This is a genomic window from Paraburkholderia rhynchosiae, assembly GCF_002879865.1.
Classification (GTDB): Bacteria; Pseudomonadota; Gammaproteobacteria; order Burkholderiales; family Burkholderiaceae; genus Paraburkholderia; species Paraburkholderia rhynchosiae.
The window spans coordinates 324365-346137 of the sequence record NZ_PNXY01000006.1; the positions used below are offsets into that span (position 1 = coordinate 324365).

General features: G+C 61.7%; 18 protein-coding genes and 1 tRNA gene. 8 read left to right on the forward strand and 11 right to left on the reverse strand.

The window, feature by feature from the left end; genetic code table 11:
* Nucleotides 1–130: 130 nt before the first annotated feature.
* Together C0Z16_RS11535 and C0Z16_RS11540 are read right to left on the reverse strand one after the other, a co-directional pair.
* Entirely contained in the window at nt 131–1231 is a 1101-nt protein-coding gene (locus C0Z16_RS11535) for a LysR family transcriptional regulator (protein WP_102632258.1), read from the reverse strand.
* Nucleotides 1232–1573: 342 nt separating this feature from the next.
* Nucleotides 1574–3442, reverse strand: a complete 1869-nt coding sequence (locus C0Z16_RS11540) for a phosphoenolpyruvate carboxykinase (GTP) (protein ID WP_102632259.1) — start codon at nt 3440–3442, stop codon at nt 1574–1576.
* A 374-nt stretch (nt 3443–3816) separates the two neighbouring features.
* Between C0Z16_RS11540 and C0Z16_RS11545 the strand changes: the two genes are divergently transcribed.
* Nucleotides 3817–4830 (forward strand): D-2-hydroxyacid dehydrogenase family protein, encoded by a 1014-nt coding sequence (locus C0Z16_RS11545; protein ID WP_102632260.1) that lies wholly within the window; start codon nt 3817–3819, stop codon nt 4828–4830.
* Here C0Z16_RS11545 and C0Z16_RS11550 read toward each other — a convergent pair.
* Both C0Z16_RS11550 and C0Z16_RS11555 read right to left on the reverse strand, forming a co-directional pair.
* Nucleotides 4827–5690 carry a patatin-like phospholipase family protein gene (locus C0Z16_RS11550; RefSeq protein WP_102632261.1) on the reverse strand — a complete coding sequence of 288 codons (864 nt, stop codon included), beginning with the start codon at nt 5688–5690 and terminating at the stop codon, nt 4827–4829. The genes C0Z16_RS11545 and C0Z16_RS11550 overlap by 4 nt on opposite strands.
* A 34-nt stretch (nt 5691–5724) precedes the next feature.
* Nucleotides 5725–6129, reverse strand: coding sequence for a PaaI family thioesterase (locus C0Z16_RS11555; RefSeq protein WP_102632262.1), 405 nt, complete (start codon nt 6127–6129; stop codon nt 5725–5727).
* 198 nt (nt 6130–6327) lie between these two features.
* On the opposite strand from C0Z16_RS11555, the gene C0Z16_RS11560 reads away from it, so the two are divergent.
* The 6 genes from C0Z16_RS11560 (at nt 6328) to C0Z16_RS11585 (ending at nt 12631) form a co-directional block, all read left to right on the forward strand.
* Nucleotides 6328–6403, forward strand: a tRNA-Lys gene (locus tag C0Z16_RS11560).
* 345 nt (nt 6404–6748) lie between these two features.
* Nucleotides 6749–8986 carry a TonB-dependent receptor gene (locus C0Z16_RS11565; protein WP_102632263.1) on the forward strand — a complete coding sequence of 746 codons (2238 nt, stop codon included), beginning with the start codon at nt 6749–6751 and terminating at the stop codon, nt 8984–8986.
* Nucleotides 8987–9087: 101 nt separating this feature from the next.
* The gene (locus C0Z16_RS11570; RefSeq protein ID WP_102632264.1) at nt 9088–9774 is read left to right on the forward strand and encodes a Fe2+-dependent dioxygenase; all 687 of its coding nucleotides are present in this window, start codon (nt 9088–9090) and stop codon (nt 9772–9774) included.
* Between the two features lie 292 nt (nt 9775–10066).
* Nucleotides 10067–10720: a peroxiredoxin gene (locus C0Z16_RS11575; RefSeq protein ID WP_102632265.1), complete on the forward strand. Its 654-nt coding sequence runs from the start codon at nt 10067–10069 to the stop codon at nt 10718–10720.
* Nucleotides 10721–10879: 159 nt separating this feature from the next.
* Nucleotides 10880–11950: an MBL fold metallo-hydrolase gene (locus C0Z16_RS11580; RefSeq protein ID WP_102632312.1), complete on the forward strand. Its 1071-nt coding sequence runs from the start codon at nt 10880–10882 to the stop codon at nt 11948–11950.
* Nucleotides 11951–12043: 93 nt separating this feature from the next.
* On the forward strand, nt 12044–12631 hold the full coding sequence (locus tag C0Z16_RS11585) for a LysE family translocator (protein WP_102632266.1): 588 nt from the start codon (nt 12044–12046) through the stop codon (nt 12629–12631).
* Between the two features lie 39 nt (nt 12632–12670).
* Here the strand turns inward: C0Z16_RS11585 and C0Z16_RS11590 are convergent, their stop codons facing one another.
* The 6 genes from C0Z16_RS11590 to cadR form a co-directional block, all read right to left on the reverse strand.
* Nucleotides 12671–13516, reverse strand: a complete 846-nt coding sequence (locus C0Z16_RS11590; protein ID WP_102632313.1) for a helix-turn-helix transcriptional regulator — start codon at nt 13514–13516, stop codon at nt 12671–12673.
* A gap of 141 nt (nt 13517–13657) precedes the next feature.
* Nucleotides 13658–14452, reverse strand: coding sequence for an ABC transporter substrate-binding protein (locus C0Z16_RS11595; protein WP_102632267.1), 795 nt, complete (start codon nt 14450–14452; stop codon nt 13658–13660).
* 126 nt (nt 14453–14578) lie between these two features.
* Entirely contained in the window at nt 14579–15733 is a 1155-nt protein-coding gene (locus C0Z16_RS11600; RefSeq protein WP_102632268.1) for a pyridoxal phosphate-dependent aminotransferase, read from the reverse strand.
* Nucleotides 15734–16072: 339 nt separating this feature from the next.
* The gene (gene dbpA, locus C0Z16_RS11605) at nt 16073–17479 is read right to left on the reverse strand and encodes an ATP-dependent RNA helicase DbpA (protein ID WP_102632269.1); all 1407 of its coding nucleotides are present in this window, start codon (nt 17477–17479) and stop codon (nt 16073–16075) included.
* Nucleotides 17480–17514: 35 nt separating this feature from the next.
* Nucleotides 17515–17715, reverse strand: a complete 201-nt coding sequence (locus C0Z16_RS11610) for a hypothetical protein (RefSeq protein WP_102632270.1) — start codon at nt 17713–17715, stop codon at nt 17515–17517.
* Nucleotides 17716–17874: 159 nt separating this feature from the next.
* Nucleotides 17875–18306 (reverse strand): Cd(II)/Pb(II)-responsive transcriptional regulator, encoded by a 432-nt coding sequence (cadR, locus tag C0Z16_RS11615; protein ID WP_102632271.1) that lies wholly within the window; start codon nt 18304–18306, stop codon nt 17875–17877.
* Nucleotides 18307–18385: 79 nt separating this feature from the next.
* Between cadR and C0Z16_RS11620 the strand changes: the two genes are divergently transcribed.
* Nucleotides 18386–20674: a heavy metal translocating P-type ATPase gene (locus C0Z16_RS11620; RefSeq protein ID WP_102632272.1), complete on the forward strand. Its 2289-nt coding sequence runs from the start codon at nt 18386–18388 to the stop codon at nt 20672–20674.
* A 29-nt stretch (nt 20675–20703) separates the two neighbouring features.
* Here the strand turns inward: C0Z16_RS11620 and C0Z16_RS11625 are convergent, their stop codons facing one another.
* Nucleotides 20704–21759: a helix-turn-helix domain-containing protein gene (locus tag C0Z16_RS11625; protein WP_102632273.1), complete on the reverse strand. Its 1056-nt coding sequence runs from the start codon at nt 21757–21759 to the stop codon at nt 20704–20706.
* Between the last annotated feature and the right edge of the window lie 14 nt (nt 21760–21773).

The following is a 21773-nucleotide window of genomic DNA, read 5'->3' on the forward strand; positions in this document are numbered from 1 at the left end:
AATTCTCCGCACCGGCCTGCTTGATCGAAACCTCACGATAAAAAAGCGCGATCACCCAAGGTGACCGCGCTTTTTTACGCTCTTCCGGAACGCGCTTGTTATCGCGCGGCCGGTATTCGCAAACCGCGCTTTACAGCGGCGTCAACGCCGTGGGCCGCGTGCGGTTCGACGTTTTGGCCAACGCATTTGGCAGCGGCGATAACTCGCTGTCCAGCAGCCGCGACAACGGCTCCGCACCGTCGAACGCTTCCGGGGGCATCGAATCCGCCGATTCGAACGACGCCTGCGACGCGGGCCGCCCGACGCCGTCCTTGATCCACTGTTCGCCAAGCAGGCTGTTCGGCGTCTGGCTGAAATGCTCGACCAGATGGTCGATGAACGTACGTACCTTCGCCGGCAAGTGACGGCGGCTCGGATACGCAATGTTGATCTCGACCTGCGGCAAACGATAATCGCCAAGCAGCCGCACCAGCCTGCCGCGCGTCATGTCGCGGCCGATCAGATAACTCGGCAGGATCGCGATTCCCATGCCGAGCAGCGCGAACTGACGCAGCATCTCCGTATTGTTCGCCACGATCACGTTCGACGGACGCACGCGCACTTCACCTTCGGGACCCGTGAACACGCGTTCGTCACCCCAATACTCGGAGGGCAGGCTCAGGCACGGATGTTCCAGCAAATGCTCAGGACGCGTGGGCGTGCCGTGCTTCTTCAGATACGCCGGCGTCGCGCACACGGTCATGCAGCCCGTGGTCAGACGCCGCGTGACGATGCTCGCGCTGCGCATTTGCCGAGCAATCACGACGCCCACATCAAAGCCTTCTTCGACGAGATCGACCTGGCGGTCGACCAGCGTCACATCGGGAATGACTTTCGGATAACGCTCCGCATACGTCTGGAGCACGGGAGCGAGGTTGTGCAAGCCGAACACGACCGGCGCGACGATTCGCAGCGTGCCGACGGGCTCGTGGTTTCGCGCGACCACCATCTGCTCGACGTCTTCGAGTTCGTCGAGGATCTGGCGCGCGCGCTCGAGATAAACCTGGCCGGATTCGGTCAGAGACAGGCTCCGGGTGGTGCGGTTGAGCAGTCGCGTACCAAGACGTCCCTCGAGGTCGGCAACGTGACGGGTGGCAACTGCGTTGGAAATATCCATCGCGCTCGCAGCGCGGGCAAAACTGCCGAGATCCGCCACTTTGACGAAAACTCGCATCGACTGCAAATGGTCCATATGACAACTCCTGCCGTGTTACGGCTTCCTGACAATCGGTGATAACCAGTGAAGCGAACTAGGGATTCTCCTACGACTGGCGCGATCGTGCAGAAGTTGCCCGTAAAAGCGGAAATTTCGTCAATTTTCATGCGACTATGCGCCCGAATGTGGGGCTGGACCACGAATTGTTCCGAGAAAAGAAACAATGTGCTGCAATGCAGCTTGAGAGCGGCGTTTGCGGGAACAGCCGCGACAACGTTTCCGAGCTTCTGAATGCGCGAACGCTGACGGCCGGCCGCCGCCGAAAAACGAAAAGCCGCCCGAAGGCGGCTTCCAGATGCAAAGTGAACACTCACATGTTCAGGCGGCCAGCTTGCTTTCGAGCTGGCTTCTCGCCTGCGCCAAGGCGGGCGGCAAGCCTTGCTGCAGCGTGTCAAACAGCTCTGCGTGCAACGCGAGTTCGGCACGCCAGGCTGCGTCGTCGACGGAGATGACCTGCTCGAATTGCTCGCGGCTAAAGTCCAGACCGCTCCAGTCGATGTCGTCATAATGCGGCGACACGCCGAACGCATGCTCCTCGCCCTGCGCCGTGCCTTCGATGCGGCCGACCATCCAGCCCAGCACGCGCATGTTTTCGCCGAAGCCCGGCCAGACGAACTTGCCGTCCGCGCCCTTGCGGAACCAGTTGACGCAGAAGATTTTCGGCAGTTTCGCGTTCAGTTGCGCGAGGCGCTCGCCGGTTTTCAGCCAGTGGCTGAAGTAGTCGCTCATGTTGTAGCCGCAGAACGGCAGCATCGCGAACGGATCGCGCCGCACCACGCCCTGCTGGCCGGCGGCCGCGGCGGTCGTCTCCGAACCCATGGTCGCCGCCATGTAGACGCCCTCGACCCAGTTGCGCGCCTCTGTGACGAGCGGCACCGTGGTCGAGCGGCGTCCGCCGAAGATAAACGCGTCGATCGGCACGCCCGCCGGGTTCTCCCATTCCGCGTCGATGGACGGACACTGCGACGCCGCCGCCGTGAAGCGCGCGTTCGGATGCGCCGCCTTGCGTCCGCTTTCCTTCGCGCTGGCCGGCGTCCAGTCCTTGCCTTGCCAGTCGATCAGGTGCGCGGGCGGTTCGTCGGTCATGCCTTCCCACCAGACGTCGCCGTCGTCGGTCAGCGCCACGTTCGTGAAGATGACGTTTTCCTTCAACGTGGCCATTGCGTTGAAGTTGGTCTTTTCGCTCGTGCCCGGCGCGACGCCGAAGTAGCCGGCTTCCGGGTTGATCGCGTACAGGCGGCCGTCCTTGCCCGGCTTGATCCACGCGATATCGTCGCCAATGGTGGAGATTTTCCAGCCGTTCAGCCCTTCCGGCGGTATCAGCATCGCGAAGTTGGTCTTGCCGCACGCCGACGGAAACGCGGCCGCGACATGATGCTTGCGTCCTTCCGGCGATGTGACGCCGAGAATCAGCATATGCTCGGCGAGCCAGCCTTCGTCGCGGCCCATTGTCGATGCAATGCGCAGCGCGAAGCACTTCTTGCCGAGCAACGCGTTGCCGCCGTAGCCCGAGCCGTAGCTCCAGATTTCGCGGGTTTCAGGGAAATGGACGATGTATTTGGTCGCGTTGCATGGCCAGGGCACGTCTTTCGCGCCCGCTTCGAGCGGCGCGCCGACCGAGTGGACGCATGGCACGAAGTTGCCGTCTTCGCCGAGCACGTCGTACACCTTGCGACCCATGCGCGTCATGATGCGCATGTTGGTGACCACGTATGGACTGTCGCTCAGTTCGACGCCGATGTGCGCAATCGGTGAGCCGAGCGGACCCATCGAGAAAGGCACCACGTACATGGTGCGGCCGCGCATCGCGCCGTCGAACAGGCCGTTGAGCGTAGAGCGCATTTCATCCGGCGGGACCCAGTTGTTGGTCGGGCCCGCGTCTTCGCGGCGTTGCGCGCAGATGAAGGTGCGGTCTTCCACACGCGCCACGTCGGATGGATCGGAGCACGCCAGAAACGAGTTGGGGCGTTTGGCGGGATTCAGCTTCCTGAGCGTGCCGGCTTCGACCATCTGCGCACAAAGGCGGTCGTACTCTTCCTGCGAGCCGTCGCACCAGACGATGTTGTCGGGCTTGGTCATAGCGGCCACCCGCTGGACCCAGTCGATCAGTTTCCGATGTTTGACCCACGCGGGCGCCCCTACGGACGCTTTGACTGTGGGCTGTCCTTCGAATGATGGAAGATTCATCGACTTGTCTCCGTTTATAGGCAATAGAAAAACGGTACAAGCCCGTGACGCTGCATGCGAGAGGCATTCAATCCGTTGCGCCAGTTTCTACAAACCGACGCGCAATTGCGCAGGTCATCACGGGCTTCAACACAGCTTGCCGGGCACAGGCCAGCGGGACGGGTGTCTGCAACCGTCTGTAAAGCGGCTTGCCTCAACACGCAACAAACTGTTAAAAACGATGTCAATCGGCCTTTGCCGTAAGCTGTCGTTCTCCACGGCAGTTTCTACGGTAAGGCATTCAGCCAGACCGGCATGTGACCTGGGTCACATGATGGGACAGTCAGCATAACACCCAGTTCCGCACCACCCTGGTGCGGCGCAAGACACATACCATGAAGATTGCCATCCTCGACGATTATCAGGACGCCGTTCGCAAGCTCGACTGCTTTCAATTGCTGGCCGACCATGAGGTCAAAGTTTTCAACAACACCGTCCGGGGGCTTGGCCAGCTGGCGAGCCGTCTTTCCGAGGTCGACGCCCTTGTTCTGATTCGCGAACGCACTCGCATCAGCTCGCAACTCCTAGATAAACTGCCGCGTTTGCGCATGATCAGCCAAACCGGCAAAGTGTCCAGCCACATCGATCTGGCGGCCTGTACGGAGCGCGGCATCGCTGTACTCGAAGGCAGCGGTTCGCCGATCGCGCCGGCCGAGTTGACGTGGGCTCTCATCATGGCGGCGCAGCGGCGCATTCCGCAATACGTGGCAAACCTTAAGCAGGGCGCCTGGCAGCAGTCGGGTTTGAAGACTTCGGCGCTGCCGCCGAACTTCGGCCTGGGCCAGGTGTTGCGCGGTCAGACGCTGGGCATCTGGGGCTATGGCAAGATCGGCCGCCTCGTCGCCGGCTACGGCAAGGCGTTCGGCATGAACGTGCTGATCTGGGGCCGCGAGCATTCGCGCGAAGCGGCGCGCGCCGACGGCTATGGCGTGGCCGAAAGCCGTGAAGCGTTGTTCGAACAGAGCGACGTGCTGTCGCTGCATCTGCGTTTGCACGACGACACGCGCGGCATCGTCAAGCAGGAAGACCTGATGCTGATGAAGCCGACCGCGTTGCTCGTGAACACGAGCCGCGCCGAGTTGCTCGACGAAAATGCGCTGGTCAACGCGCTGTCGCACAATCGTCCGGGCATGGTCGCCATCGACGTGTATGAAAGCGAGCCGATTCTGCAGGGCTACAGCCTGCTGCGCATGGAAAACGTGATTTGCACGCCGCACATCGGTTATGTGGAGCGCGAGAGCTACGAGGTGTATTTCAGCGCGGCGTTCAAGAACATCCTGGCCTTCGACGCAGGGGACACCGCGAGCGTGGCGAATCCCGAAGCGTTGCACGGCGGACGCCGCCGTTAAGCGGCGATTTCGAGCAGATCGGGCATGCGCTCGAGGAAAGTCTCGCCGTCCGCGCGGCCGAGATTGTACGCATGCACCATCTGCGAAGGGTTGGTGTAGTCCCAGCTTGAGATTGGCACCTTGCGCGACGGCTGCACGTAAAGCCGTTGCTGCACACCGTGCGACACGACGAAAATCTGCGGGCGCGGATAGAGGCGCGTGACCATCACGAGCACGTTGCCGGGCGCCTCGGCATCGAGCGCGCCGACGGGCACGTTATCGACCATTCCACCGTCGAGCACCGGGCGGCCGTTGCGCCGTAACACCGGCGTAAAAGGCGGCGTACTCGACGATTGCAGGATCAGATCCGCGAGATCCTCGACGGTCGCGCAGTCCTGCGCGCGAACGAATTCGGGATGAAACCCGAGCGTCTGACCCAGCGTAGGGTGCAACGTCTTGCGCACATACTTTTCGATGTTGTACGCGATCAGGCCAGCCGCGACGGCGCTGCGAGCGCCAAGCCAGCGCGGCAGATGCGAAACGCCGATGCGAATTTCGGGCGCCTCGGCGAGCGACGAAAAGTTCTCGCCGTAAATATCGAGTAGCGCCTGACGATAGATCCGGTAATGCGGGAATACCGACTCGCCACGCAGCAGGTTCCCCCAATAGGCGTTGCGAGAATTGTGGCGCAGCGCCTCTTCGTAATAGCGCATAACCCATTCGGAATCGCGCGTGTATAGCATGCACGCGGTGGCTGCGCCTGCTGAAATGCCGGCAATCACACGCGGACGGATGCGCAACTCCGGTTGCACGACGTCCCAGAAGCCGGCCTGCCACCAGCAGCGATTGCCCCCGCCCGCGAATACGACCTGATCGAACATTCTGATTTTCCTTTGATGCCGGCTGGCGGTCCGCTTATTCGAGCAATGCGTAAGTCGTGGTGGCGTGTACCGCCATCTTGCCGGCCTCGTCGAATAGTTCCACTTCGCCGAATACCAGATTGCGGCCCAGGCGCAGCACGCGGGCGGTGATCAGCACATCGCCGTTGCGCACGGCGCGCATGAAGCTGATGTTGAGCGACACGGTGGTCATCGGCTTGAAGCCGCCGAGCGCGGCCGAAATGGCCACAATCATGGCGGTGTCGGCGGCCGCCATAAACACCTGTCCGCAGATGACGCCCCCCGAATGGCGCAATTCGCCGGAAAAAGGCAGACGAAGCGTCGCACTGTCGGCATCGACCTTGACCGGGGTTAGGGTCAGCGCACGGACCCACGGCGCGAGGACGCGGTCGAGTAGTTCGGTGATCTCGTTGTCATTCATGGCGGTTCCCAGTCGAAAGCCGCGCGGCGCATGAGCGGCAAGTGTCGCGACATGATACCGGGACGCCGAAGGCGGCGTGTTTCTGGCGGCATGCTTTTGGAGAAGGATGACTCGATCCGGCCAGCGCGGTGTTTTTAAGAAATCTGCGAAAGGGGACTTGGCAACCGTGGGAACATGCTGCATAATTTCGCTTCTGTTGGGGCGTTAGCTCAGTTGGTAGAGCAGCGGACTCTTAATCCGTAGGTCGAGTGTTCGAGTCACTCACGCCCCACCAAAGAATTTAAAAGGCCGGTTAGCGAAAGCTAACCGGCCTTTTTGTTTGTTCCGCACATCTTTGCGTGCGCTCCACGAGCAAGTGCTGTAGCCACGCCTCCTTCGCGCCGCCGCCCACAAACACCGCGTTAACCTACAAAAGCGCCCGCCGCCGCCTCCGCACAAAAACTTCCCATGCCCCGTAGATATTGCGAACTGTTATCGTTCGTGTAATGATACTGATTCTCATTTGAGAACAAGACGATGGGTCCATCACGCCTCGCGCAGACAGTCCGCTGTGTCGGTGCTGCGACGGCGCTGGCGTCCGTCGAATCAGAAAAAATAGCGACAACGACAGGGTATCGAGATGTTCCGAAACACGCCACTCGCGGCGGCCGTTCTGGTCGCGTTCGCGACGCCGCTCTACGCTCAAACGACCGCAACGCCCGCAACGCCCGAAACCGCTAGCCAGCCAGCGTCATCGACACCCGTCGCCGGCCAATCGACTTCCAGCCAGCCGGCCGACAGCGCGACTCTGCCCACAGTCAAAGTGACGAGCCAAAACAACACGACTGCGGATTTCGCGCCTGACGTGTCGAGCGTGGGCGCTAAAGTGCCGACCGCGCTGCGCGACATTCCGCAAGCCGCCGTGGTGGTGCCCAAGGCCGTGCTGCAATCGCAGGCTGTGAGTTCCTTCACAGACGCGCTGCGCAACGTGCCGGGCATCACGATCGGCGCAGCGGAAGGCGGTCAGATCGGCAACAACATCAACTTGCGCGGGTTTTCGGCGCGTACCGATATCTACCTGGACGGTTTCCGCGATCGCGGCCAGTACTATCGCGACACGTTCAACCTCGAATCGATCGATGTGCTGTACGGTCCGTCGTCGCTGTACTTCGGACGAGGCTCGACCGGCGGCGTGATCAATCAGGTCAGCAAGCAGCCCACGCTTAAGCCCCGCGCCGATGTCTCGGTGCAGGCCGGCACGCACGACCGCTACCGCACGACCGTCGACATCAACACACCGCTCACATCGACGTCCGCGTTTCGCATCAACGCGTTTGGCCAAAGCTTGGGTTCGTCGCGCGACGTGATGAAGAGCAAGCATTACGGCGTCGCGCCAGAAGTGAAATTCGGCATCGGCACGCCGACGGAAATCACGCTGTCCGCGCTGATCCAGCACAACCGCGATCAGCCCGACTACGGCGTTCCGGCGCTCAACGGCCATCCGGCACCCGTCAATCGCGGCACGTTCTACGGCTTCACCGACGACCGCACGATCCAGGACGTGCAGACGCTCAGCGCCCGCATCGAGCACCGCTTCAACGACAATCTGAAGCTGCGCAACCAGACCCAGTTCAGCCACTACAGCACGGAAGCGCGCGCGACGAATGCGGCGTCGGTGTTGACAGGTCCGTTGCCAACATCGGCGGCGCTGACGAACGGCAACTACACGACGATCGACCCGTCGCGACTGTTCGTGAAGCTGCAGGGCAAGGACCGCAACATCAACGACCATTCGGTCTACAACTCGACGGACATTCAGGCGAAGTTCAACACCGGGCTCATCAAGCATGAAGTCGTTGCGGGCGTCGATCTGAGCCACGAAACGTACAGCAACCAGAGTTTCGCGACGACTACGCTGGGCCTGCCATCGAACACGATTGCGATCGTGCCGCTCGTCGATCCGTCTTATACGACGCGTCCGTCGAATGCGAAAACCGTCGCGACCAATCTCGCGGAGTCGAGCGCGAACGGCGTCGGCGTCTATGCGAATGACACTGTTTCGATCGGCGAACATTGGAAGGTCGTGGGCGGCGTTCGTTGGGATCGCTATGAAGCGTCGATTCATAACTCGATCAACTTGCCGTCGTATGCCACGCAGACGAACTACTTCACGAGCGTGCGCGGTGGCGTGATCTGGCAGCCGACCGACTGGCAGTCCTACTACGTGTCGTACGGCACGTCGTTTAACCCGTCGCTCGAAGCGCTCACGCTTACGAACAGACAGCAGAATCTGCCGCCCGAGCACAACAAGTCGTATGAAGTAGGCGCGAAGTGGGATCTGCTCGGAGGCGGTCTCTCGGTCACGCAATCGCTCTTCAATATCGAGAAGACGAACGCGCGCACGCTGAACGCGGACGGCAGCTACACGCTCGATGGTGACATCCGTGTGCGTGGCTACCAGCTCGGCCTCGCCGGCCACATCACGGACAAGTGGCAAGTGTTCGGCGGCTACACGTACATGGACGCCACGATTCTCAAGGCGCTCGACGGCACGGCCGGCAAGACGCCTGCGAACACGCCGCGCAACATGCTGACGCTGTGGACCACCTACGCATTCACGCCGCATTGGGAAATCGGCGGCGGTCCGATTTATACGTCGTCGCGCTACGCGGCAAACAACAACTTCGTGCAGGTCGGCGGCTACACGCGCTGGGATGCAATGGCCGCGTATCACGCGAAAAAGTACGACGTGCAGTTCAACGTGCTGAACATCACGGACAAGAACTACTACGACGCACTGATTCCATCGGACGGCGGACGCGCGGTGCCGGGCAACGGCCGTACGTTCCTCGCGACGTTAAACTATCGGTTCTTCTGAGCGCCAGAACCGGCGACCCATGTCACGCACGCCACGCGCTTTGCTGCTGACCGCTCTCTCACGCAGCGGCAAAGCGCACGGTCTCGCAGGAAAGCCTAACGATGATTGTCTCGATCCCGGACGTATTCAGTCCCGCCGACGCCGCCGCGATGCGCGCGCATCTCGAAGCGTCGACGGATGCGTGGGTGGATGGCCGCGCGACGGCCGGCTATCAGGGCGCGCCCGTCAAGCGCAACCAGCAGATCGCGGAAGGCTCGCCGATCGCGCTGGAATTGGGCGACCGGATCATCGCGGCGCTCGAGCGGCATCCGCTTTTCATCAGCGCCGTACTGCCGAACAAGGTGTATCCGCCGCTCTTTAACCGCTATGAAGGCGGCATGCATTTCGGCAGTCATGTCGACGGCGCGATTCGCCTCGTGCCCGGCAGCAGCGCGCGCGTGCGTACCGACGTGTCGGTCACACTGTTCCTCACGCCGCCCGACGAATACGACGGCGGCGAACTGCTGATCGAAGATACCTTCGGCGTGCAGGAAGTGAAGCTGCCCGCCGGCCATGCAATCGTCTATCCCGGCACGAGCCTGCACCAGGTGCGACCGGTAACGCGCGGCACACGCGTGTCGAGCTTCTTCTGGGCACAGAGCCTCGTGCGCGACGATACGCAGCGTGCGATGCTGTTCGATATCGACGGCGCGATCCAGCGTCTGAACGCGTCGAACGCGGACGACGCCGCGCGCCGCACGCTCGTCGGCTGTTATCACAACCTGCTGCGCATGTGGAGCGATACGTAAATTTGCACTAAACGGCGGATTTACCCTGCAAGCTGGCTAGAGCGATGCGCATTTTTGTCCTAGGCTTTAAGCGCGACGCGTAGCGCATCGGTGTTTTTTCCCGCATCACAGCAATCTGGCGAGAACTTCTGGATTCGCTGCGTCCGCATGGTCCTCCCGCGCAAATACAGTCCAGGCGGCTGGAGGCTGATCGTGAGTCAAGCAATCGCCTGATCAAAACATTCAGGCAGCCCGGGGACCGCCTCTTCGACAAGCGGCGCCAGTGCCCGGCGCACTCTCATGGAGGATGACGATGTCGATTCGACTTGGAGAAGAAGCTCCAGATTTCACTGCTGAAACCACCGAAGGCACGATCCGTTTCCACGAATGGATCGGCGACCATTGGGTGATTCTGTTTTCGCATCCGAAGGACTTCACGCCCGTATGCACCACTGAGCTCGGATACATGGCCGGCCTCAAGCCGGAATTCGACAAGCGCAATACGAAAATTATCGGCCTGAGCATCGACCCGGTCAGCGATCACCAGAACTGGGTGAAGGATATCGAAGAGACGCAGGGCCACGCGGTCAACTATCCGCTCATCGGCGATGCGGACCTGACTGTCGCCAAGCTCTTTGACATGATTCACCCGAACGCGGGCGGCGGCACGCGCACCGCGGCGGACAACGCTACCGTGCGCTCGGTGTTCATCATCGGGCCGGACAAGAAGGTCAAAGCCATGCTGGTGTACCCGATGAGCGCGGGACGCAATTTCGACGAAGTGCTGCGCCTGCTCGATGCACTCCAGCTCAACGCGAAGCATACGGTGGCAACACCTGTGAACTGGAAGCCGGGTGAGGATGTCATCATTCCGACATCCGTTTCGAACGATGACGCAATGAAAAAGTATCCGGAAGGGTTCAAGACCGTGAAGCCTTATCTGCGGTACGTGACACAGCCGCAGTGAAAATTGCGCTGCAGTGAAGAAGACGCCGGGCAGTTCCCAGCCCGGCGTCAGAAGCGAAACCGGGCGCATTCATGCGCCCGGTTTCTATTGACTCGCGTCGGCCAATCGCTTGCGTGCAGAAGGGTTTATCGCCCATGCAAGCCACGGAGCAAAATCGTGTTGATCTTCCGGCAGCTATTCGACCAGCAATCGTCCACGTATACGTATCTTCTCGCCGATAGCACGACGCGAGAGGCGATCCTGATCGATCCGGTATTCGAGCAGGTACGCCGCGATACCGCGCTGATCCAGGAACTCGAACTGCGCCTGCTTTATACGATCGACACGCACGTACACGCCGATCACGTGACGGGCGCGTGGATGCTCAAACGCCGCACAGGCAGTCAGATTGCGATATCGGCGGCAAGCGGCGCGGAAGGCGCGGACCGCTATCTGAACCGTGGCGAGCGCTGCGAATTCGGCGCACGTCACCTCGAAGTGCGCGCGACACCTGGCCACACAAATGGCTGCATCAGCCTCGCGCTCGACGACGGCACGATGATGTTCACCGGCGATTGCCTGCTGATCCGAGGCACGGGCCGGACCGATTTCCAGCACGGCGACGCGCGCGCGATGTTCCGCGCAATCCACAGCGAAATTTTCACCCAGCCGGAGACCTGCCTGCTTTATCCCGCCCACGACTACCGCGGTTTGACGGTCACCAGTGTCGGCGAAGAGCGGCGCTTCAATCCGCGCTTGGGCGGTGAGCTGTGCGAAGACGATTTCGTCGGATACTTGACGAACCTGCGCCTGCCGCATCCGAAGCAGATCGACATCGCGGTGCCGGCGAACCTGAAGTGCGGTGTCGCCGCAACCGATCCGACGCAGACAGCCGAGCCCGATTGGGCGCCGCTGGTCTACACCTTTGCGGGCATCTGGGAAATCAGCCCGCAATGGCTCGAGGACAATCTCCGCACGGTGCAGATCGTCGACGTCCGCGAGCCCGACGAGTTCGACGGACCGCTCGGACGCATTCCCGCAGCCAGACTGATTTCGCTCGGCGATCTCGCCGGGCGCACCGCCGAACTCACGAAGGAGCGCCCGATCGTGACGGTGTGCCGCGCTGGCGGACGTTCGGCGCAAGCCACGGTGATACTGCGGCAATCAGGATTCAACGAAGTGGCCAATCTTGCGGGTGGCATGCTGCGTTGGCGCGCGGAAGGCCGCGTGGTCGAAAACGCCGGTATGTAGCCGTCACAAAGCAATTTCCTTCAATACATCCCGCCCCGCCGCCGATACGGTTGAGTCGCGCCAATCCCGCGCATTCACGTATCGAGGCACCCGATGTCCGCTTTACTTTCCATGGCCGCGTTCGCGTTGACCTCGTCGATTTCGCCAGGGCCTGTCAATGTCGTCGCGCTAAGCGCCGGCGCGCAGCACGGATTCGCCGCGAGCATGCGTCATGTCAGCGGCGCGACCGTCGGTTTTACATTGCTGCTTCTGCTCATCGGCTTGGGTTTGCATGAATTGCTCGTGCATTTCCCTAACCTCATCGCCATCGTCAAATGGGCGGGCGTCGCGTTTCTGCTGTATATGGCCTACAAACTCGCTGTGGATGACGGCCAGCTCGGCGCCGACAAACCGTCTCGCGGTCCGTCGTTCGCTTATGGCGCGGCGATGCAATGGCTCAATCCCAAAGCGTGGCTCGCGTCGCTGGCCGGCATGGGCGCCTATGCAGCCGAGGGCGACGGCAAACTGATCTGGCAATTCACCGTGATTTACTTCGTGATCTGTTATGTGTCGATCGCGAGCTGGGCTTATGCCGGCACATTCCTGCGCAAATACCTGCAGGCGCCAAAGCGCGTCAGGGTATTCAATCGGATCATGGCCGCGTTGCTTGCCGCGAGCGCGCTGTACCTGCTTGCGTCCTAACTCGCCACGCGGAAAACATCTGCAAACGCGGACGCAAACTCAACTGCGATATTGGCCGGGCGTCGCTGCGACGAGCCGCTTGAAAGTGCGTTGCAAATGCGCCTGATCGGCGAAGCCTGCGTCGAGCGCGACGTCGGCGATCAGCCGGCCGCGTCTGAGTTGCGCGCGGCTGTACTGAATCCGGCGATTGATCAAATACGCGTGCGGCGTCATGCCGTAGCGCTGTTTGAATGCGCGAATCAAGTGGGATGCCGAAAGGCCGGCCGCGTTACATACGTCCTCGAGTTTCAACGAACGTGTGCAATTCTCCGCGATGAACTCGGCCGCCCGCGTGAGCTGGCGACTTGCGTGGTCGTGCGAGAGAGGTGCGGGGTTCAGACGCTGCTGCACTTCGGAGAAAAACGTAATCGCCGCGCTTTGCTTGCGCAGCAGATCCGCGTGCGTGTCGACGAGAATCCGATGCAGCCGATCAAGGCCGCTGAACAGTGCCGCGTCTGTCGTCATGGTCTGCGAGAACGCGCGGAACGCGTGGTTTTCGCTGAAGCCCAGTTCATGTTGCAGGCCAGTGAGCCATAGAACGTCCACATGAAGCATTCGATACGACCAGCGCTCGTCGGCAACGGGATTGCACGCGTGGACATCGTCGGGATTCATCAGGACAATCGCGCCCGCGCCGGTCCATTCGCGCGCGTGACGATTCACGTACAGGCTGCGTCCGGCGGTGACGGCGCCGATGGAAAACGTTTCGTGAGAGTGTTTCGCGTAGCAGGTCTCGCGGCCGTTCTCGATGGAGCGTGCCTCGATGAACGGCAATGCTTCGCTACGCCAGAATCGCGGCTCGCAAGCGCGCTTCGCGTGAGTTGCCGCCTGTGTGATGCCGCTCATTCGCGCGCCCTCCGATTTTTCCGTGGACTTCGCCTGAGCCGCGAACATAGCGGCAACCCTGGCGAAGCCACTTATCGTAGCCGCCAAACCTTCGATCAACAAGCGGGCTCACGCTGCGCTAGAGCTGCGAGCCGCGCGTCATCACTTCGCGGACACGTCGATATTGCCGAGATATTTAGCGGCGAGCGTCTTGACGGTGCCGTCGGCCTGCAGCTTCGCAATCGCCGCGTTCAACTGATCGCGCAGTGCCGTGTCGCCTTTGCGGATGCCGTACGCGATACCGCTGCCGAGAATCTTGTCGTCACGCACCGGCTGGCCGACGAAAGCGTAGTCCTTGCCGTTCGGCTTCGACAGAAAACCCGTTTGTCCCGCTGGCGCCAACACGAGCGTTGCGTCGAGACGGCCCGCGAGAAGATCGGCATACACCTGGTTCTGGTCCTGATACGGCACGACCGTCACGCCAGCCGGTTCCCAATGCGTCTTCGCAAACGTCTCCTGGATCGACGCCTGCAGCACGCCCACGCGTTTGCCCTTCAACGCCGCGGGCGTCGGCAGCAGACCGCTGTCGCGCTTTGCGATGAGTTGCGTCGGCACGCGATATACGACCGTCGTGAAATCGATCGCCTGACGGCGCTGTTCGGTCGCGTTCATCGCCGAATTGATCGCGTCGAATTTGCGGCCCTGCAGCGCGGGAATCAAACCGTCGAACGACGTCTCGACCCATTTGCAGGTCAGATGCGCGGCAGCACAGACAGCATTGCCGACGTCGATGTCGAGACCTTGCAACTCGCCGTTCGGGCCCTTCGATTCGAACGGCGGATATTGCGCTTCGAGCCCGAAACGCAGCGTCGATGTATCGGCGGCGACAGCAGCAGACGATGCCGCCACCGCTGCGAATGCGCAGGCCAGCGCCAATAGAGGTTTGAGCAATTTCATAGCAGCTCCCTTCCCTTCCGTTTCGTTGTAATGCCAATATGCAGCGTGCGATGCTTACCGGCGCGACGATCATACTGCGTTCAAAAATGCCGTCGGCGCATGGGCGCGCGGGCGGGCGTGCACTTTTCAGATTTCGCACAAACGGCGCGCGCCTTCGATCAGCGTCGCGTCATCCTTTGAGAAGCTTAGGCGAATCAGTCCCGAATCGGTGCCGTCGCTGTAAAACGCCGAGAGCGGAATTGTTGCGACGCGCGCATCGCGAATCAGGCGTAACACGAAGTCGCTGTCGCTTTCTTCGGAGAATCCGCGAAAGCGCGCGAGCATGAAGAAGCTGCCTTCGCTCGGCAACAACTCAAAGCGCGATTCGGAAAGCGCATGGGTGAGCAGATCGCGCTTGTGCTGATAGAACGCGGACAAGCCGAGGTAGCTTTCGCGATTGGCCAATGCATCGACGAACGCGTACTGCATTGGTGTATCGGCGGAAAACACCATGAACTGATGGACTTTGCGGATCTCGTTCATCAGGTTGGCGGGCGCGAGGCAGTAGCCGACGCGCCAACCCGTGACGTGATACGACTTGCCGAACGACGACACGATCACGCTGCGCTCCGCGAGTTCGCTGTGGCACGCCATGCTCTGATGTTTCGCGCCGTCGAACACCACGTGTTCGTAGACCTCGTCGGCGAGAATCACAATATCCGTATTACGCGTGATGACCTTCAACCGCGCGATGTCCGCCTCGCTGAACACGGTCGCGGTCGGATTGTGCGGCGTGTTGATGATAATCATGCGAGTCTTGGGCGTGATCGCGGCGGCGACCTCGTCCCAGTTCACGCGAAAATCGCTCAACGACAGTTTGATTGCAACGGGCGTTGCGCCTTGCAGACGGACAATCGGTCCGTAGCTGTCAAACGATGGCTCGAAGTAGATCACTTCATCGCCCGGATGCACTAGCGCGCTGATCGTCGAATAAAGTCCCTCGCTCGCGCTGGCGATCACGGTCACTTCGCTCGTCGGGTCGTAGCGCACGCCGTACAACGTTTCTACCTTGTCGGCGAGTGCTTCACGCAGGGCTGCGATGCCGGCCATCGGCGCGTACTGATTATGGCCGGCGCGCATGGCTTGCGCGACGCCGTCGATCAGCTTGGCGTCCGGCGCGAAATTCGGCGCGCCTTGCGACAGGTTCAGTGCATCGTGTTGCGCGGCCAGTTGACCGATCACAGTGAAAATCGTCGTGCCTACATCAGGCAATTTCGAGCGGGCTTGCATGGCGCTCTGCATAAGGCTTCTCCCTTTCTCCATCCGGCAGCGGTTCGCGGACGCCGGGTGCGTGGCCGTCCATTCCGGTTGAATGATTAGGCATCAGCCAAAGAACCGTCACAATCGAAACTTTGTCATGCGCGGCATGCGTTTATGTCATGGCTCGCGGGAAAGCAGGCAGGCGTGGATGGGGCTTGGACTGTCGAGGCGTCAGGGGAGGAAAGACGAACCCGCGGAGGCGGAGGGAACTTGCGGAGGTATGACGGAATGTGATGGAGCCAGTGGGCGGCTGCGAGGGTAAAAGACGCGGCAAATGCGGTGAAGGTCGCGCGCGCCGCCTTCACCGCCGCGACCGCGAGGTCAGGCGTCATCCATCAAACGGACCTTGACCTTCTTGCCCTTCACCTTGCCCGCGCTGAGCTTGCGCACCGCGTCGCGCGCAACGCTGCGTTCGACCGCCACATACGTCGACATCTCCGTCACATTGATCTTGCCGATCTGCGAACCGGCAAAACCAGCGTCGCCGGTCAGCGCGCCGAGCACGTCGCCAGGACGGATTTTTTCCTTACGGCCACCGAGAATCTGCAGCGTTTCCATCGGCGGCAAGAGCGGCTCATTACTGGCTGCGGTGAGTTCCGACAGCTTGTGCCATTCGACGTCGCGCTTTTGCGCCTGCTCCAGACTGCCGACGCGGCCCATTTCGTTCATGCTCGCGAGGCTCAACGCCCAGCCTTCCTGATCGGCGCGACCGGTGCGGCCGATACGATGCACATGCACTTCAGGGTCCGGCGTCACGTCGACGTTGATCACCGCTTCCAGTTGCGCGATGTCGAGACCGCGCGCGGCAACATCGGTAGCGACCAGCACGGAGCAACTGCGGTTTGCGAACTGGATCAATACCTGATCGCGTTCGCGTTGATCGAGTTCGCCATGCAGCGCGAGCGCATGAAAACCCTGTGCGCGCAATACGTCGAGCAGATCGCGGCATTGCTGCTTGGTATTGCAGAACGCGAGCGTGCTCACCGGACGATAGTGGTTCAGTAAAAGGCCGACCGCATGCAGACGTTCATCTTCGGTCACTTCATAGAAGCGTTGACGGATCTTCGTATTGTCGTGCCGCTCGGCCAGCTTCACTTCTTTCGGGTTCCGAAGGAATTGCTGACTCAGCTTGACGATGCCTTCAGGATACGTTGCCGAGAAAAGCAGCGTCTGGCGCTCCTTGGGACATTGCTTCACGACGGTGGCGATGTCGTCGAAGAAACCCATGTCGAGCATGCGGTCTGCTTCGTCGAGCACGAGCGTGTTAAGCGATTGCAACGGCAGACTGCCGCGCTCGAGGTGATCCATGATGCGGCCCGGCGTGCCGACCACGATATGCGCACCGTGTTCCAGGCTCGCGGTTTGCGGCCGCATCGGCGTGCCGCCGCACAAGGTCAGCACCTTGATGTTTTCTTCCGCGCGCGCGAGACGGCGGATTTCCTGCGTGACCTGATCGGCGAGTTCGCGCGTCGGACATAGCACCATTGCCTGCACGGCGTAATTGCGCGTGTCGAGACGCGCGAGCAGCGCCAGCGAAAACGCCGCGGTCTTGCCGCTGCCGGTTTTTGCCTGCGCGATCAGATCGTGGCCGGCGAGCGCGATAGGCAGGCTCGCGGCCTGAATCGGCGTCATCTCGACATAGCCGAGTTGCGTGAGATTCGCGAGTGTGGCGGGCGGCAGCGCCAACTGGCTAAACGGCGCGCCCGCGGTGATGGTGGGACTGTTCATAAGATGATGGCTCGTTATCGGCTGAGGGCTACGGACTATTCGGCCACCGGGCCGGGAAAGGGGCGGCCTTCCATCTGCTCGTACAGTACCGAGCCATCTTCGCCTTCAAAACGCTCGACGTAATTGCGCGCGCCGCACAGCGGGCAACGGAACAGCAGTCCCTGTCCCTCGTTCTTGATGACGACGTCCGACTGCTCCCACTGCGCGCCGCAGGACTGGTTTCTACATGTAAACACGTTGCTTCTCCAACTGGATTCGATTGTTGATTCGACTGGCCGCCTGCAGCGGCATAGCCGGTAATGTGTAACCGCGGTAGTTACCCGCCGCGATGAATAGGATGAGGCGCATTAAAGTGCCCAAATTCGAGCGCCCACGTCCGAACGCCCAGGTTCGCGTCAACCGAGATGCGTATGCCGCGCACGCGGCGCGCTGACATCCATTTCGCTGAGACCCTGCACGATGCCGCAATCTTCGACGGCCTGTTCGCCGTGGCATTGCTCGCGCAGCGTCCTCAGTTGCGCCTTGAGTTGCTTCAGTTCGTCGATGCGCGTATCGACGTGCGCAATGTGCTCGTCGATCAGATCGTTGATGCCGCCGCAACCGTTAGCCGGCGCGTCGGTCAGACGCAGCAGCGCGCGAATTTCGTCGTGGGTCATGTCGAGCGCACGGCAATTGCGAATGAAGCGCAGCCGCTCGACGTGCTTCGCGGTATAGCTGCGGTAATTGGCCTCGGTGCGCTCCGCTTCGGGCAACAGCCCTTCCTTTTCGTAGAAACGGATGGTTTCGGTCGTGCAATGGGCGATCTTCGCCAGTTCGCCGATTTTCATAGACCCTCCCGATGCCGGTCTTGACCTTGTAGTGGCTTCAAGGTGTTTACTAGACCACAAATCGAACAAGGAAGCCACCATGCCGCACGCCAGCGAGGCGAATGCCGACCGCCCCGAACAACTTGAACCGCCTGCCCACGGACATCAAAGGCACGCGCACGACCGTGCCGGTGCTGCGTGCTGCGGCGCCTCAGCTCATACGCCCGCTCAGGTGCAAGTGCAGGCGCGGTTGCCGCAATCCGAAATGATGGGCGACGATGTGCGCACGGCGATCCGCATCATGCAAATGGATTGTCCGACCGAAGAAGCGCTGATCCGCAAGAAATTCAGCCGCATGTCGGACGTGCGCAGCATGGAGTTCAACCTGATGCAGCGTGTGTTGACCGTCGTGCACGGGCCTGACGCGCTCGGCTCGATTCTCGCCGCGCTTCGTTCCCTCGACTTCACGCCCGAACTGGCGGACGCCGATTCGCGAGCCTCGCCGAATGCCGCTGAACAGGTTCCGCCGGCCCCTTCCAGGCCATGGTGGCCGCTCGCCCTCGCAGGCGTCGCCGCGGCAGCTTCAGAGGCCGCAGGCTGGCTCGGCGGGGCGACCTGGATGGCAGCGGGTCTCGCGATCCTCGCGATCGCCTCCTGCGGGCTCACAACGTACCGCAAGGGTTGGCTCGCGATCCGCAACGGCAATCTCAACATCAACGCGCTGATGAGCATTGCGGTGACCGGCGCGCTGATCCTGCGTCAATGGCCGGAAGCGGCCATGGTGATGGTGCTGTTCACCGTCGCGGAACTGATCGAAGCCAAATCGCTCGACCGCGCCCGCAACGCGATCCAGGGACTGATGCAGCTCACGCCCGAACAGGCCAGCGTGCAACAGTCCGATGGCAACTGGCGGCTCATCGATCTCAAGGCGATTACGCTCGGCGCGTTGGTACGCGTGAAGCCAGGCGAGCGGATTGCGCTCGATGGAGAAATCGTGGCCGGGCGTTCGAGCGTGGACCAGGCGCCCATCACGGGAGAAAGTCTGCCAGTCGACAAGACCGTCGGCGACGCCGTGTTCGCGGGCACGATCAATCAGGCCGGATCGTTCGACTACCGCGTGATGGCTGCCGCCAGCAACACGACACTCGCGCGCATCATTCACGCAGTCGAGGAAGCGCAAGGTACGAAAGCGCCCACACAACGCTTCGTCGATCAGTTCGCGCGCGTTTATACGCCGCTCGTGTTCGCCGTCGCGCTTGCAGTTGCGCTGGTGCCGCCGCTCTTGTTCAACGGAACGTGGCAAGCGTGGATCTACAGGGCGCTGGTGATGCTGGTGATTGCCTGTCCGTGTGCGCTGGTGATTTCGACGCCGGTCACGATCGTCAGCGGCCTCGCGGCGGCTGCGCGCAAAGGCATTCTGATCAAAGGCGGCGCCTACCTCGAGCAAGGCCGCAAGCTGAGCCGGCTTGCATTCGACAAAACCGGCACGATCACACACGGCAAACCCGTGCAAACCGATTTCGACACGCTCGCCGATGTGGACGCCGCGCGTTGCCGGACGCTCGCCGGGAGTCTTGCGGCACGCTCGGATCACCCGGTGTCGATGGCGATTGCAACTGCCGCGAAAGGCGACGGCGTGGTGAACGTCGCCGTGGATTCATTCGAAGCGCTCGCCGGACGCGGCGTGCGCGGCGAGATAGACGGCCTGCCGTACTGGCTCGGCAATCATCGGCTCGTCGAAGAACTCGGACGTTGTTCGCGTTCGCTCCAAGCGCGGCTGGATGCGCTCGAACGTCAAGGTAAAACCGTCGTGTTGCTGATCGACGCTCAACGCGTGCTGGCGCTGTTCGCCGTCGCGGATACGGTCAAGGAGACGAGCCGCGCGGCCATCGCCGAATTGCATCGTGTTGGCATCAGCACGGCGATGCTCACCGGCGACAATCCGCACAGGGCCGCTGCAATCGCGCAGCAGGTCGGCATCGACGAAGCGCTCGGCAATCAGTTGCCGGAAGACAAGCTCAACGCAGTCGCGCACTGGTCGGCGAAGGGCGCAACAGTCGGCATGGTCGGCGACGGCATCAACGACGCACCCGCGTTGGCCCGCGCCGACATCGGCTTTGCGATGGGGGCGATGGGAACCGGCACCGCAATTGAAACCGCCGACGTCGCGTTGATGGACGACGACTTGCGCAAGATCCCGCTCTTTATCCGCCTATCGAAAGCGACGCATGCGGTGCTGGTGCAGAACATCGCGCTGGCGCTCGGCATCAAGAGCGTGTTTCTGGTGTTGACCGTGATGGGCCTCGGCACCATGTGGATGGCCGTGTTCGCCGATGTCGGCGCGAGCCTGCTCGTGGTCGCGAACGGCTTGCGGCTGCTGCGCAAATAAACGCGAGCGGCGCGAACGCAACGAGCCAACTAGTGCGCGAATGAGCGGCCGCCCGTAGCGGAATGCGCGCCGATCGCGGCCTTCAACGTATCGGAAGGCCGCATGCCGAAGAGCTTCCGGTAATCCGTTGCAAACTGGCTCATGTGCCAGAATCCCCAGGCGGCCGCCACGTCCTGCACGGAGCGCGATTCGCGCGATGCGTTGCACAGATCGCGCCGTGCGCCGTTCAGCCGAATCGTGCGCACGTAAGTGGCCGGCGCCATGCCGAGCACATCCTGAAAGCAGTATTGAAGCGTGCGCCGGCTCACATGCAAACGCTCGCACAGCTCCGGCACGCCGACCGCGCGGTCGCGATTGGCGAGCACATAATCGCGCGCCTCCGACACGATCGACTGACGACGCGCACGCGCCGGCATTGCCATCGGTTCGGAAGAAGCGGGCAACGCGCCCACGTCGAACAGCGACGCCAGCACCGACGCCTGCAAGCTGTTGCGCGCGCATGACGACAACGGCGCAGCGCTCGCCGCGCTGTGTTCGAGAAGCTCACGCAGCGAAGCGCATAAACGCACCTTGCGCGCCGCGCCGATCGGCACGACTTCAGTGTCCGGTAATGGCTCGGCGAGACCGACGCGCTCCACCTGCGCCGCGTAACGGCGCAGCACTTCGCCTTTCACGACCACACCGAAAATCTCATAACCCGCCGACGTCAGCAATTCGAACTCGATGCCGCCCGGACGGAACGCGAGCGCGTCGCCCGTAATCACTTGCGCGTCGATGCGGCCCGAGCCCGCTCGGCATGTCGGAATGCCGAACCAGTACGCGTCTTTCTGTACCTCGCAGGTTTGCCTCAGCGTGTGACTCGTCGTCTCGACGAATACCTGCATGTGGTCGAGGCACAACTCCGTCAGGCCGCCGACAAAACTGCCGGCCGTCAACTGGTCGTAGGTCTGATGCCAGCCGTGAAGATTGCGCGCCTGTTCGTCCGCGTCGTGAGCGACATGGGTCTGCACGCGGAAGCTCGGCTGCGTCCCGAGCGTCGAAGTCGCGGAACTTGTTGGGCTGGCGTTAATGGTTTCGATCGTCATGGCGAATCCGCGCA